At 48.7% G+C, this 14927-nt stretch carries 12 protein-coding genes; all 12 read left to right on the top strand.

What is annotated here, in order from left to right:
• The first annotated feature begins 4 nt into the window (after nucleotides 1-4).
• The 12 genes from murD (at nucleotide 5) to recN (ending at nucleotide 14922) form a co-directional block, all read left to right on the top strand.
• Entirely contained in the window at nucleotides 5-1417 is a 1413-nt protein-coding gene (murD, locus tag ACN0QW_RS15375) for a UDP-N-acetylmuramoyl-L-alanine--D-glutamate ligase (RefSeq protein WP_417432547.1), read from the top strand.
• Nucleotides 1414-2547, top strand: a complete 1134-nt coding sequence (locus ACN0QW_RS15370; protein ID WP_417432545.1) for an FtsW/RodA/SpoVE family cell cycle protein — start codon at nucleotides 1414-1416, stop codon at nucleotides 2545-2547. Before murD ends, ACN0QW_RS15370 begins: the two co-directional genes overlap by 4 nt.
• Nucleotides 2547-3701 (top strand): undecaprenyldiphospho-muramoylpentapeptide beta-N-acetylglucosaminyltransferase, encoded by a 1155-nt coding sequence (gene murG, locus ACN0QW_RS15365; protein WP_417432543.1) that lies wholly within the window; start codon nucleotides 2547-2549, stop codon nucleotides 3699-3701. The genes ACN0QW_RS15370 and murG overlap by 1 nt, the downstream gene beginning before the upstream one ends.
• A complete protein-coding gene (gene murC / locus ACN0QW_RS15360; protein ID WP_299381498.1) occupies nucleotides 3698-5125 on the top strand; it encodes a UDP-N-acetylmuramate--L-alanine ligase in 1428 nt (475 codons plus the stop codon). The genes murG and murC overlap by 4 nt, the downstream gene beginning before the upstream one ends.
• 2 nt (nucleotides 5126-5127) lie before the next feature.
• On the top strand, nucleotides 5128-6081 hold the full coding sequence (gene murB / locus ACN0QW_RS15355) for a UDP-N-acetylmuramate dehydrogenase (protein ID WP_417432541.1): 954 nt from the start codon (nucleotides 5128-5130) through the stop codon (nucleotides 6079-6081).
• A 24-nt stretch (nucleotides 6082-6105) separates the two neighbouring features.
• A complete protein-coding gene (locus tag ACN0QW_RS15350; protein WP_417432539.1) occupies nucleotides 6106-7038 on the top strand; it encodes a D-alanine--D-alanine ligase in 933 nt (310 codons plus the stop codon).
• The gene (locus ACN0QW_RS15345) at nucleotides 7035-7895 is read left to right on the top strand and encodes a cell division protein FtsQ/DivIB (RefSeq protein ID WP_299381490.1); all 861 of its coding nucleotides are present in this window, start codon (nucleotides 7035-7037) and stop codon (nucleotides 7893-7895) included. The genes ACN0QW_RS15350 and ACN0QW_RS15345 overlap by 4 nt, the downstream gene beginning before the upstream one ends.
• A 67-nt stretch (nucleotides 7896-7962) precedes the next feature.
• On the top strand, nucleotides 7963-9234 hold the full coding sequence (ftsA, locus tag ACN0QW_RS15340; RefSeq protein ID WP_417432537.1) for a cell division protein FtsA: 1272 nt from the start codon (nucleotides 7963-7965) through the stop codon (nucleotides 9232-9234).
• A gap of 93 nt (nucleotides 9235-9327) precedes the next feature.
• Entirely contained in the window at nucleotides 9328-11028 is a 1701-nt protein-coding gene (gene ftsZ, locus ACN0QW_RS15335) for a cell division protein FtsZ (protein WP_417432535.1), read from the top strand.
• A gap of 156 nt (nucleotides 11029-11184) precedes the next feature.
• Nucleotides 11185-12141, top strand: coding sequence for a UDP-3-O-acyl-N-acetylglucosamine deacetylase (gene lpxC / locus ACN0QW_RS15330; RefSeq protein ID WP_417432533.1), 957 nt, complete (start codon nucleotides 11185-11187; stop codon nucleotides 12139-12141).
• Between the two features lie 257 nt (nucleotides 12142-12398).
• On the top strand, nucleotides 12399-13238 hold the full coding sequence (locus ACN0QW_RS15325) for an outer membrane protein assembly factor BamD (RefSeq protein WP_417432767.1): 840 nt from the start codon (nucleotides 12399-12401) through the stop codon (nucleotides 13236-13238).
• A gap of 13 nt (nucleotides 13239-13251) precedes the next feature.
• The gene (gene recN, locus ACN0QW_RS15320) at nucleotides 13252-14922 is read left to right on the top strand and encodes a DNA repair protein RecN (protein ID WP_417432531.1); all 1671 of its coding nucleotides are present in this window, start codon (nucleotides 13252-13254) and stop codon (nucleotides 14920-14922) included.
• The last annotated feature ends 5 nt before the right edge of the window (nucleotides 14923-14927 follow it).

The raw sequence follows: 14927 nt of genomic DNA, 5'->3' as shown, positions 1-14927 counted from the left end.
AAAGATGATCGACCTAAGCACATATATCAGTTCAACCAATGGGAAAGCCTTTGCCATTTTAGGTCTGGGGCGTTCCGGGTTGACTGCCGCATGTGCTCTTGCGCAATCAGGCGCAAAAGTCTGGGCATGGGATGATAACCCCGCGGGTCGAGAAAAAGCTGAAGAAGCAGGCCTAAAGCTTGTCGATCTAAATAACTGTGATTGGGAAGCTGTGCAAACCTTGGTGATGTCACCAGGCATTCCCCTGACACACCCAACACCGCACCCTGTTGCTACAGACGCAAAAAAGAATGGCATTGAAATCATCTGCGAAGTCGAGCTTCTTTACCGAGCAGCACCTGAAGCGATTTTCATTGGTATTACTGGCACCAACGGGAAATCAACAACAACAAGCCTTATCGCACACATTTTGACATCCGCCGGACGTAATGTGGCCGTCGGGGGAAATCTTGGCACCCCGGCGCTAGAATTACCACAACTTGACGCTACGGGTGTTTACGTTCTGGAAATGTCGTCCTATCAGCTTGATCTGTTATCCCAGCTCGCTTTTAATATTGCGCTTTTCATGAACATAAGCCCCGACCATTTGGATCGCCATGGCGATATAGATGGCTATATCAAAGCAAAAAAACATATTTTTGAGCGCCAGACAAAAAACGATACAGCCATCATTGGCATGGATGATGACTATTCTCGCGAGGTGTTTGACAAGATAAACCAAACCGGAACAGTTAAAACAATACCGATTTCAGGATCTACCCGACTGGCTGAAGGTGTTTTTGTCGTTGCAGGCCAATTGATTGACGATGCCTTTGCCGCCGAAAACGAGATTGCAGATTTAAACGCTATCGAATGTTTACCGGGCAACCATAATCATCAAAATGCTGCAGCCGCCTTTACTGCCTGCCGATCTATCGGACTGACGGATAGAGAAATTATCGTCGGGATGAAATCATTTCCTGGCTTGGCACACCGCCAAGAGCTTGTAACGACAGACAACCATATTCGTTATATCAATGATTCAAAGGCGACAAACGCAGATGCAGCGGCACGCGCACTCGGCAGTTATGACAACATTTACTGGATCGCAGGTGGCCGGGCAAAAGAAGGTGGCATAGAAAGTTTGTCTTCTTATTATCCTCGTATTCGCAAAGCTTATCTGATTGGCGAAAGTGCAGATGCCTTTGCAAAACAAATTGGTAATTCTCTACCCTATGAAATGTGCGGAACATTGGATGTCGCCGTCACAAAAGCAGCAAATGATGCTACACAATCTCCCCAAAAAGATCCTGTCGTGCTCCTCTCCCCCGCTTGCGCTTCTTGGGACCAATACCGCAGCTTTGAGCTAAGGGGCGACCACTTCAAAGAGTGTGTGAACAAGATTAAACGCCAGCCTGTAAAGGAAATTGCCTCATGAGCACATTTTCTCGTACAGACACATCTGTTCTAGGTCGTTGGTGGTGGACGGTAGATCGTTGGAATCTCGCCGCATTATTGGCTCTTATGGGATTTGGTGCGCTTTTAGTTCTCGCCGCCTCTCCCGCCGCGGCGGATCGAATCAGTGGTGTTGGTACATTCCAGCTCGCGAAACGTCATTTCCTGTTGCTCCCGGCTGCTGCTGCTTTCATGATCGGCATCTCCCTGATGCCAGTAAAAAAAGTGCGCCGTTTTGCCGTTATCGGCATGGGACTGACAGTTCTTGCATTATTAGCAACACTCCTATTAGGGGTTGAAATTAAAGGTGCGACACGCTGGATCAACATCCTAGGCTTCTCTCTACAACCGTCTGAATTTGTAAAACCTTTTTTTGCCGTCACTATCGCCTGGATGCTTGCCAGTGCAAAAAGTGACGAAGGCATTCCCGGCACATGGATAGCGATTGGTATCTGGCTCGTTGTCATCAGCCTTTTGCTTATGCAGCCAGACTTGGGGCAAACCGTTGTTGTAACTGCCATCGGTGGTGTTCAGTTATTTTTAGCAGGACTTCCGATGATTTTGGTCGGCGGTCTTATTCTTTTTGCGGCTCTAGGCTTAATTACCGCCTATTTCACTTTGCCTCATGTTACCGCTCGTATTGACGGTTTTCTCGATCCAGCTGCCGGAAGTCGTTATCAAGTCAACCGTTCTATGGAAGCGTTCAAAAATGGTGGCCTACTTGGGCAGGGTCCCGGCGAAGGTACGGTGAAATCACAGCTACCAGATGCACATTCTGATTTTATCTTTTCTGTTGCTGGCGAAGAGCTCGGTTTGATTGCCTGCCTGATTATTGTCAGCCTATTTGCTTTTGTTGTTTTGCGTGGCTTCAGCAGATTATTACAAGAAAACAATCTTTTTGTGCTGCTCGCTTGCACTGGCTTACTCGTCCAATTTGGCCTGCAGGCGATTATCAACATGGCATCCGCAATTCACCTGATCCCAACAAAAGGAATGACACTCCCCTTCATCAGTTATGGCGGATCATCGCTACTCGCACTGGCTGTCGGTATGGGAATGGTATTGGCCTTCACCAGACGTCGCCCCCATGGCGATTATGACGGGGGTATATAATGACAAAGAGCCCAATGCATATTGTACTTACTGCCGGTGGAACTGGTGGACATATGTTCCCGGCACGCGCCCTTGCCGAAGAATTACTCGCACGTGGCAACAAAGTCAGCCTTGTGACAGATCTTAGGGGTGCCGGATTTGGCGAAGACCTGAAAGACGTAACAGTCTATCGCGTGTCTGCTGGTGGTGTTGCTGGTGGCGGCATTGTGCGTAAAATTCTGAGTTTGGGTAAAATTTTCATCGGCACCCTGAAAGCCCGAAAACTTCTAAAATCCATCAAAGCCGATGTTGTCGTAGCTTTTGGCGGCTATGCCTCTGTGCCTGCAGGCTTAGCCGCGGGACAATTCGGTATTCCTCTTTACCTGCACGAACAAAACGCAGTGCTTGGTCGTGCCAATCGATTAATGGCTGGTAAAGCTCTGGGCATTTGTACCTCGTTCAAAAGCGTTAGCCATATTCCACAAGGGTTAGAGGAAAAAGTCACCCTGACGGGAAATCCGGTTCGTCCTGAAATTTTAGCCCTACGAGAAGTGGATTATCAGGCACCAACTGATCAGTCCGTGCTAAACATCCTTGTCACGGGTGGCAGCCAAGGCGCAACTGTATTTAATACAGTCGTTCCTGAAGCCCTTGTTCTATTACCCGAAGAAATAAGAACACGCCTTCATATTTCACAACAGGTACGTGGCGAAGGGGCTGAGGCAATCGAAGCCCTTTATAAAAAAAGCAGCATCAAAGCAGATCTCAAAGCCTTTTTTGATGACATGCCCGCAAGGCTTGCAGCCGCACATATTGCTATTTGTCGCTCGGGTGCTTCAACGGTAACAGAACTGACCGCAGCCGGGCGCCCGGCCATTCTTGTTCCCTACCCCCATGCGACGGACGATCATCAGACTGAAAATGCCCGTGATTTTACCGATGCAGGGGCTGGATGGCTTATGGCGCAAGGCTGCTTAGAGCCGCAAAATTTGGCTGATAGATTAATTTCACTTTTTTCACACACACAACTGCTGGAAAGATCAGCATCTTGTGCCCGCAACAGCGCCATTACTGGCGCCGCGAGTAATCTCGCAGATGTTGTGTGCGGCATAAAAGAAAGTAACGGAGACGAAAAATTAACAAGCGAGAACGTTTCAACGGGGGCGGTCGCATGAAAGGCATGCCACTAGACATAGGTCCTCTGCATTTTGTCGGCATTGGCGGTATCGGGATGAGTGGCATTGCCGAAATCCTCCACAATCTTGGGTATCAAATTCAAGGCAGCGATATCGCTGAATCAGCCAACGTTCTCCGTCTGCGTGACATGGGTATCAAAGTTATGATCGGCCATAAGGCCGAGAATGTGAAAGACGCCCGTGTTGTTGTGGTATCATCTGCGATCAAACTTGATAACCCAGAGATAGAAGAAGCACGCAATAATCTAACCCCGATTGTTCGACGTGCAGAAATGCTTGCTGAGCTGATGCGTTTCAAATCCTGCGTTGCCGTGGGCGGGACGCATGGCAAAACAACAACGACATCTATGATTGCTGCCTTGCTTGATGGCGGACGTTTTGATCCGACGGTTATCAATGGCGGCATTATCAATGCCTATGGCACCAACGCACGCTTGGGCGATGGTGACTGGATGGTTGTTGAAGCCGATGAAAGTGATGGCACCTTTATCAAGCTACCCGCCACGATCTCGGTCATTACAAATATTGACCCAGAACACATGGAATTTTACGGCTCAATCGAAGCACTCCATGATGCCTTTGCCACTTTTGTTAAAAACATTCCCTTCTATGGGTTTTCCGTTCTCTGTATTGATCACCCCGTCGTTCAATCACTGATTGGGCGCATAGAAGACCGCAGAATTGTCACATATGGCTTTAGTCCACAGGCAAAATTCCGTGCCGTTAATGTTCGCACTGAAATAACGGGTAATGTTTTTGATGTGGTTATTTCCAAAAGAAACGAAGCGGACAGCAGAACGATTACTGACTGCCGTTTGCCAATGCTGGGGAACCACAATATCCTCAACGCACTTGCGGCGATTTCTGTCGCCAGTGAATTGGGCATGAATGACGACGAAATCCGGGCATCACTTTTAGATTTCAAGGGCGTAAAACGTCGTTTCACCAAAACAGGTGAAGTCAACGGCATCACCATTATCGATGATTACGGTCACCATCCAGTCGAAATTGCTGCCGTTTTACAAGCAGCCAGACAGGCCATCGACGAAAATTCCAAAGTGATAGCCGTCGTACAACCCCATCGCTACTCCCGCCTTTCAGATCACTTCGAAGGCTTCTGTTCCTGCTTTAACGATGCGGATCAGGTTATCGTTTCCGACGTTTACACCGCTGGGGAAGAACCGATAGAAGGCGCAGACCGTGATAGCCTCGTAAAGGGTCTTATCACCCGTGGGCACAGAAATGCCGTTGCTCTATCAGGGCCTGAAAACCTAGCTGAATTAATCGCAAAAACGGCAAACACAGGTGACGTTGTGGTTTGCCTTGGGGCCGGATCTATTTCCGCCTGGGCCCACGCCTTACCAGATCAGCTAGAAACAGCACTTTCCGGAGGCCGTAAATAAGCATGTCTCAACAAGTCCCCTCAGAAAACCATCTTATACATAGCCTGCCCCAAGTCAGGGGCAGCTATAAGACTGATGCGCAATTAGCAAAGGTCACCTGGTTTAAGGTCGGGGGACCAACAGATGTGCTCTATACACCAGCAGATCAGGACGATCTGATTCACTTTCTAAAGAAAAAACCCGCAGAAACACCAGTACTTGTCATCGGGGTCGGGTCAAACTTATTGATCCGCGACGGCGGTATTCCCGGTGTTGTTATTCGTCTAGGGCCAGCTTTTGCCAAGGTAGAAACATCTGACGAAACAGAAAATAAGATTATTACAGGTGCCGCGGCTTTAGATGTGAAGGTCTCGAAAACAGCAATGAAAGCTGCCATTGCTGGACTGGAATTCCTCTGTGGCGTTCCCGGCACAATTGGCGGTGCGTTACGCATGAATGCCGGGGCTTATGGACGTGAGACAAAAGACATTCTGGTTTGGGCCGAAGCAATCGACCTTTCAGGAAACTTGAAACGCTTTACACCAGATCAGTTGGATTATGCGTACCGTCATTGCGGCTTAGGAGAAGAGTGGATTTTTGTTCGCGCTTGTTTTGCTGGAACAGCAGGCAATCTGGATGAGATTGCCGCCAGAATGAAGGAAATTCAGGATGCACGGGGCAGCACGCAACCCATCAAGTCTCGCACAGGCGGAAGTACGTTCAAAAATCCGGTAGATAACAAAGCATGGCAGCTAATCGACAAAGCAGGCTGCCGAGGCCTTAAGATTGGTGACGCTCAAGTATCTGAACAGCATTGTAATTTTCTAATTAACAATGACAAAGCATCCGCGAGCGATCTTGAAAATCTCGGCGAAGAAGTCAGAAAACGAGTTAAGGAAACTTCTGGTATTGAACTGCACTGGGAAATTAAGCGCCTTGGGCACAAAGCACCAAATCATAAAACTGGCGAACACTAGAAAGATATAAAGGAAGAAACATTTATGACGTGTCATGTCGCATTACTAAAAGGTGGTTTTTCAGCTGAGCGAGACGTATCTCTTGCCAGTGGTGCTGCCTGTGCTGAGGCATTACGCGAGGCTGGTTACACAGTATCCGAGATAGATGTTTCCCAAGACATCCCGGCATTGATCGCCCAACTACAGGAAAGCAACGCGACTGTCGTTTTCAACGCACTCCACGGGCAATGGGGTGAAGACGGTTGTGTCCAGGGTCTTCTTGAACTCTTATCTATTCCCTATACTCATTCCAAAGTTTTAAGTTCTGCCCTTGCCATGCACAAAGAACGCGCTAAGGCTATGGTCGAACAAGTTGGTGTCCGTGTCCCCGAAAGCAAAAGCATTCAAGCAAAAGATCTGGTCGCGGGCGATCCTCTGCCCCGACCTTATGTGATTAAACCTTTAAGCGAAGGCTCGTCCGTCGGCGTTCACATTGTCTTCGAAGGCGATAATCACATTGCAACGACGCGCGAAGATCTCGGATTTGCCGGCGACATAATGGTTGAACGTTATATTCCCGGACGCGAATTGACTGTTGCTGTCATGGGTAACAAACCCCTTGCAGTTACAGAGCTTTCCCCCAAAGAAGGCTTTTATGATTACGAAGCCAAATATACCGAGGGCAAAACGGATCATATAGTTCCCGCACCTATTCCCGAGACGATTTATCAAGAAGCAATGGATGCTGCACTCAAATCACACCAAATCCTTGGCTGTGCCGGGGTAAGCCGAAGCGATTTCAGATACGACGACACAGCCAATGGTGATGGCAAACTCTATTATCTGGAAACCAACACTCAGCCCGGAATGACCGATCTCAGTCTGGTTCCCGAACAGGCCAAACATATCGGTATTTCTTTCTCTGAACTCTGTTCCTGGATGGTCCAAGAAGCCTTGGGGAACAAGGAGGAGCTATGAGTAGTAATAAAAAAACCACCCGCAGACGTAAAAGACCTCAGAAAAGGAGTAAAATTCCTTTTCGTGACACTAATTGGCGGAAAGTTTTCTGGGGCACAGCGGCAGGAAGCCTTGTTGCAACTGTTGGTCTCGTCACTGTCCTGTGGACAAACGGCTGGATCCCGGAAAAAATTGATCAAAGCATTGAAGATTTTCACGGCATGACAGCAGACGCCGGGTTATCCGTTGAAGATGTCCTCGTCGAAGGTCGCAAAAGAAGTAACGCTGCGGCTATTCTAAGCAAGCTGGACGTCGAGCGCGGCACCCCGATTTTATCCTTTTCTCCCGAACAGGCAAAAGCGGATCTTGAGGAATTACCTTGGGTGAAGAGAGCTATCGTTGAACGTCGCCTTCCCGATGTTATTTACGTTAGCCTAGAGGAAAGAGAACCTCTTGCGCTATGGCAAGAAGAAGGTGTTCTTCACGTCATCGATCAAAGCGGCGAAGTGATCACATCTGCCAAGGCCAATAAATTTGCAAAGCTCCCTCTTATCGTTGGACCGGACGCACCTGATCACGCCCGCGAAGTTCTCGCCCTTATCGAAAGTGAGCCCGAACTCGGCAACCGTGTAAAAGCGGCCGTTCGTGTTAGCGGTCGCCGTTGGAACATCCGCCTTAACAATGGTGTTGACGTCCAACTTCCTGAAGAAGACGCAAGTGACGCCTGGTCATTCTTTGCCCGCATTGAACGGGACGAAGGCGTTTTGGAACGCGACGTTATCGTCGTTGATTTACGCCTGAGAGACCGTCTCATCGTCAGAACATCTGGCGGGTCAGAGAAAAACAAAACCAAGAAAGTAAAAGGAAAGAAAACTTAATGGCACTGTCCCCACGTTTTCGGACAAACATAACGACGCTACCTTCTACCCAAGGAAACCGCCAATCATGAAGCGGAGCCCCGGGGCCATTAAACATGGAACAATTGCGGCCATTGATGTTGGCAGCAGCAAGATCTGCTGCTTCATAGCCCAAATGGATGGCGATAACCCGCCAAAAGTGATCGGTATTGGGCAACAGGCCAGCCATGGCATGAAAAGCGGCAACATTGTTGATATGGAAGCTTTGGAAGATTCCATACTCAATGCGGTACATTCTGCTGAACAAATGGCAAGTGAAACGGTCAATACTGTACTCGTAAATCTTTCTGGCGGGTCGCCAACATCCCACAACATCAATCTGGAAGTTGCTATTAATGGTCATGAAGTTACCGAGACAGATTTAAAGCAGGCCCTTGACCATGCCAGTAAAATTCAAGGCCCGGAAGGCAACCCGGAACAAGGGCGTCAACTCATTCACTCTCTGCCGACGGGTTTTACCCTCGACGGGAACCGAGGTGTCAAAGACCCACGGGGAATGCACGGCGAGATGCTGGGCGTGACAATGCACCTTATTACAGCAGCGGCAAATTCTTTGCGAAACCTAACCACCTGTGTCAAACGCTGTCACCTAGATCCCCTGAGCTTTGTCCTTACCCCATATGCATCCGGCCTTGCCTGTCTGGTCGACGATGAAATGGAACTCGGTGTCACCTTGGTTGATATGGGGGGCACCACAACATCCATCGCGGTCTTCAGCGAAGGAAAGCTGGTCTTTAGTGACGTGATTCCTGTTGGAGGTCACCATGTAACAAATGATGTTGCACGCGGGCTTTCCACACCTGTTGCTGAAGCTGAACGCATGAAGACCTTGTACGGTCATGCTGTTGCGACAGTGACAGACGAACGAGAAATGATTGATGTTCCACAGGTTGGTGAAGAAGCTGGTAGCCAACCACAGCAAGTTCCAAGATCTCTTCTGGTCGGCATTATACAGCCAAGACTAGAAGAAACCTTTGAAATCGTCCGTTCAAAACTGGAAATGAGTGGTTTTGACAAAATCGGCGGACGACGGGTTGTTTTAACCGGGGGCGCCAGCCAGCTTCCAGGTCTTCCAGATCTCGCCAGCTTAATTCTCGACAAGCAGGTTCGGATCGGTAGACCAATACGCATAAACGGTTTGGCCGACGCTACTGGCGGCCCAAGCTTCTCTACCTGCGCAGGTCTTTTGACCTACGCAACCATTGCCCACAATGATGTTCAGACCGAGAAAACCCCCGAGGAGACTCAGCCTCAGAACTTCATAAACAAGTTTGGGAAGTGGTTTAGTGAAAATTTTTAATAAAAAGTTAGGAATTAGCTCGACTGATTCCACTACTTTATAGTACAACTTGACAAACGAATGCGCCGAGTCGGCGTGCAACGGAGGTTAGTGATGGCTTTAAATTTAGATGTACCACCAGTTGATTCCGAACTGACCCCTCAGATTACTGTTATAGGGGTCGGTGGTGCAGGCGGTAATGCTGTAAACAACATGATCCAGAGTAATCTGGAGGGTGTCGAGTTTTTGATAGCAAATACCGACGCGCAAGCAATCGCGCAGTCATCATGTGAGCGCACGATCCAGCTCGGCAGAAACATTACCCAGGGCCTTGGCGCCGGGTCACGCCCAGACATTGGGCAAGCTGCCGCAGAAGAAGCCATGGATGAAATCCTTGGTCACCTCGAAGGCTCGAACATGGTCTTCATCACCGCTGGCATGGGTGGCGGCACCGGGACAGGTGCAGCACCAGTAATTGCAAAATCAGCCCGTGATGCGGGTATTTTGACTGTCGGCGTTGTGACCAAACCTTTTCATTTCGAAGGCGTACACCGCATGCGCCTTGCCGAAAAAGGCATCGAAGAACTAGCGCAATATGTTGATACGCTGATCATCATTCCAAACCAGAACCTGTTCAGAATTGCCAACGAAAAAACAACTTTCGCTGATGCCTTTAAAATGGCGGATGATGTTTTGCGCTCTGGTGTAAGTGGCGTCACCGACCTTATGGTTATGCCAGGCCTAATCAACCTCGACTTTGCTGATATTCGCGCTGTAATGACCGAAATGGGCAAAGCCATGATGGGAACGGGCGAAGCCGATGGCGAAAGCCGTGCAATGGATGCCGCCGAAGCTGCTATTTCCAACCCGCTTCTCGACGAAGTGTCCATGAAAGGCGCACGTGGCGTTCTGATCAACATCACTGGTGGACCCGACCTCACATTGTTTGAGGTGGATGAAGCTGCAAATCGTATCCGTGACGAAGTTGATCCAGAAGCAAACATCATCTTTGGCTCTACCTACGATCCGAATATGGAAGGCACCATGCGGGTATCCGTTGTTGCGACAGGTATTGATGCAGAATCAATGAAAAATATTCGCCCTGCTGCAACAAAAGAATTCAAAGCACCGCCCGCGCCATTGGATGTAACACCAGAAGCACCCGCGGAGCCACAACAAGAACAAGCTGTGGCTGCTCTGGCTGAAACACCTCAGCCAGCCGCACCTTTGGCACCACCCGCTGCGGCAAGTGTAGAACCTGCGGCTCAACCTGTTATTGAAACAGGCCCGTCACAGACGAGCATCGAATCAGCAATCACACGCAGTGAAGCAGATACTCAGCCAGTTTCCGCGACAGCACCACAAGCTGAAATCAAGAACGACACCTTTGTTGCCCCGACACCAACCACTGTTGCAAACCAAAAGCCGGCGGCCCCACAGGTTACAGGTCAGAAAGCTGATCCTTTTGCAGCTGCTGCCCTAGCTAACGGAACTGATAAACACGAAGACGCGTCCAAAAAAGGTCGCGGCTTGTTTGGACGTATCACTGGCGGTGCGGCCCGTGCTCTTCAAGCTGCGACACAGTCAGAAGAACAAGACGAACTTCAGATGGGGAAAGCAACTGTAAACGCACAAACAGCGACAGCTGTGGCACCAGCGGCAGCACCATCCGAATCGCCAGCATCTGGCAACGCCCAAAAGCCAAGCCAGCAGCCAAGACTGACTGGCTTAGACCCTCAAGATCGACTTCAGACACCTTCTGCCGAAGAAGACCTTTTGGATATCCCAGCATTTCTGCGGCGTCAGGCGAATTAAGAGCAAATATTTCAGAGTACGTTACATTTCGTAACATACTGAAACAAACAGTGATTTGTTAGAAACAGGGGGACGAGCTATCGTTCCCTTGTTGCATTTTATCGGATGAACAGTTCGGCTGCTCCGGGGGGATTAACTAACAAACGAAGCGTACTCATGAAAACCAACACATCTGCTAATCGTGTACAGAAACAAAAGACACTCAAAAGTGCAATTAATTGCTCTGGTGTCGGGCTACACTCTGGCGACAATGTTGTTATGACGCTTCATCCTGCTGAGCCGGGTAGTGGCATTGTTTTCCACCGCACCGACGTAGCCGGAAAAGGCGCTATCATCCCAGCAACTTGGGAATACGCCATTGAATCTCCTCTTTGCACAACTCTCGTGAAAGACGATGTAAAAATTGGCACCATCGAACACCTTATGTCAGCACTTGCCGGCTTTGGTATCGATAACTGTCGCATAGACATTAATGCCTGTGAAGTGCCTGTAATGGACGGCAGTTCATCCCCGTTTGTCTTTTTAATTGAATGCGCAGGTGTTGTTGAACAAAACGCACCAAAGCGTGCCATACGCATTCTTAAAGAAGTACGTGACGACGAAGAAACGCGTTCAGGTATCCTTAGCCCTGCTGAAGGTTTCTCCGTCAGTTTCGAAATTGACTTTGATACACAAGCAATCGGTCACCAAGAACTCTTTATGGAAGTTCGTCCTGACCACTACAAACAGGAAGTTAGCCGTGCACGCACTTTTGGCTTCCTGCATGAAGCAGATCAACTTCGGAAAATGGGCCTTGCCCGCGGCGGTTCCCTAGACAATGCCATCGTTATTGATGGTGATACGATTATGAACGAAGGCGGCCTTCGGTATGGCAACGAGTTTGTCCGTCATAAAATTCTGGATTCTATCGGGGATCTGTTCCTTGCCGGTGCACCGATTATCGGTCACTACCACGGCATCAAAAGTGGGCATGCCCAGACATATCGCTTGGTAAAACAGCTTCTTTCTGACAACAGCGCTTGGGAATGGGCCACTTTGCCGACCAACGAAAGTAACATTCCTGTAAATTCCAGCTATGTTGCACCAGAACGTGCAGTCGCTGCTTCGGTTTAATTCATCTTTTACAGCACCATCGTTAAAGCCCGGAATTTCTGGGCTTTTTTCATTTCTTACACCCTTAAAATAATTTTTTTCACGACTTTGCTATCAAGTTATCTTTAGGATGCTTGAGGACAAGAGTTTGAAGCCTTATAGTGCTGTGGTTATACCCCTACCATTGGCATGATTTACCGTGTAGTTTGCCAGTGGATTAAGCCCGAATGAGTAATTTGGGAATGCGTAATTTGGTTTTGGATAAAGAGTTACCTAAAATGAATTTCCGTCTCTTCGGACAACAAATTGATAAATCCTGTAAACAAGTTTTTCTAGCGGCATCCCTGGTGGCGTCTTTAGCTGCCTGTAGCTCGGACGAAAAGCCAGTCTATGAGGAGCGTCCCGTTGAGGAGCTATATAATAGCGCCAACAATGCCCTGAAAGCGGGTGAAAATGAAGATGCTGCCAGACTGTTTGACGAAGTAGAACGCCAACATCCCTATTCAGTCTGGGCATCAAAAGCACAACTTATGGCCGCTTTTGCTCTCTATTCCGAAAATAAATACGACGACGCAATCAGTGCACTGGACCGCTTTATTGATCTGCATCCGGGAAACCGCGATACACCCTACGCCTATTACCTGAAAGCTCTTTGTTATTACGAGCAAATCTCAGATGTTGGCCGCGACCAAAAGATGACTCGCGATGCCCTCACCTCACTAAGAGATGTTGTCCGCAGGTTCCCTGATAGTAAATATGCGCGCGATGCCCAGTTAAAAGTTGATCTGGCAAACGACCACTTAGCCGGAAAGCAAATGACCATTGGTCGTTTTTATCTCAATCGTAAAGAATACCTCGCTGCTATTAACCGTTTCAGAATGGTGATTGGTCAATACCAGACAACCACGCATGTGCCAGAGGCATTACACCGTCTTGTGGAAGCCTATCTTGCGCTTGGTATTATTGATGAGGCACAAGCGACCGCTTCGGTCCTGGGGCATAACTTCCCCGGTGAACGCTGGTACCAAGACAGCTACGCGCTCTTGACAGGGCAAGATCTGGAACCTGAAGAAAAAGATGGTTCTTGGATTTCTGAAGTTTGGGATTCCATTCTCTAGGGGTAGATGCTCCATGCTGCTGAATCTTTCTATCAGCAATGTCGTCTTGATTGACCGCCTTGAACTCTCCTTTGAAAATGGTCTTTGTGTCCTGACAGGTGAGACCGGAGCGGGTAAATCAATTTTACTGGATTCACTGGGGCTCGCACTTGGCGCCCGAGCAGAATCACGACTGGTCCGTCAAGGAACAGACAAAGCAACCGTATCTGCAGTTTTTGATCCGGCCCAAACACACCCCGTTTTTGATTTTCTCAAGGAAAAAGATGTCTCCGTAGAGGATGACCTACTTGTTTTTAGACGGGTCCTAAACGCTGATGGCAGAAGCCGCGCCTATATTAATGATACACCTGTTTCAGCCAATCTTCTCAGGCAAGCAGGCGATTTACTGATCGAAATACAGGGCCAGTTTGAACAACGTGGCCTTTTAGATCAAAGCAACCACAGAAACCTACTCGATGCCGCAAGTGACAACGATCACCTAGCTTCTGAAACAGCAGCACTTTGGCAAAAGTGGCAACGCTTTGTAAAAGAACGATCTGAAGCTGATGAAAAGCTGGCTCAGGCTCAACGGGAAGAAACATTCCTTCGTCACTCCCTGGAAGAACTAGATACACTCTCTCCGATAGAGGACGAATTAGCCTCGCTATCATCACAAAGACAGTTACTGATCCACAGTGAAAAACTTATAGAGGCTATGAATGCCTGTACTCTGGAACTTAGCGGTGACAATGGCATCGGTGGCGCTGAAAACTCTCTTGCTGAAGCCCAGCGGTATCTGACAACAACGCCAGAAAATGTAGGCGAAAAGCTGCAACCTGTTATAGAAGCGCTGGACCGTGCAACATTTGAAGTACAGGATGCTCTCGGTTCTCTGCAAGATATCTCAAACGATTTAGATCTTGATCCAACACGCCTTCAAGAAACAGAAGAACGTTACTTTCTCTACCAAGATCTCGCGCGCAAACACCGCGTAGAACCCGAAGAACTGGCCACCGTAAGAGATACCATCGCAGAACAGTTAAAGCTGATCGACACTGGCAATGAACATTTGCAGGAACTTGATCGCTTGTGTGAAGAAGCCAGAAGTAAGTACGTCAAAGCAGCTGAAAATTTAAGTAAATCCCGACACAAAAAAGCGACCGAGCTTGATTTAGCAATCAACAATGAATTACCTCCATTAAAGCTAGAACGTGCTATTTTTCAGACATCACTCATTATCCAGCCAGAAGAAAACTGGGGCCAACACGGATGGGATCAGGTTGCTTTCTTGGTTGCCACGAACTCTGGCTCGACACCCGGACCCTTAGGTAAAATAGCATCCGGCGGTGAACTCGCGCGGTTCCTACTTGCCTTGAAAGTAGTTATGGCAAAGGTCAGCCCGGTTGACTGTCTTGTCTTTGACGAAGTGGATGCAGGGATCGGCGGTGCCACAGCCCACGCAGTTGGGGAACGTTTATCCCGCCTTGCTGATGAGCGACAGATTCTGGTTATTACACACAGCCCCCAAGTCGCGGCAAAAGGTGTACAACACCTCAAAGTCGCGAAGTCATCAAAAGCGGATCAGACCACCACTACCGTTTTCCATTTAAGCAACGAAGAACGTCGTGAAGAAGTCGCCCGCATGCTCTCTGGTGCAGAAATAACAAATGAAGCACGTTCAGCAGCTGATAGCCTTTTAGGATAAATACC

The sequence above is a fragment of the Kiloniella sp. genome, from assembly GCF_048259265.1.
GTDB lineage: Bacteria > Pseudomonadota > Alphaproteobacteria > Kiloniellales > Kiloniellaceae > Kiloniella.
The sequence above is the reverse complement of the archived record's forward strand: the minus strand, read 5'-3'. Positions and strand labels throughout refer to the sequence as shown.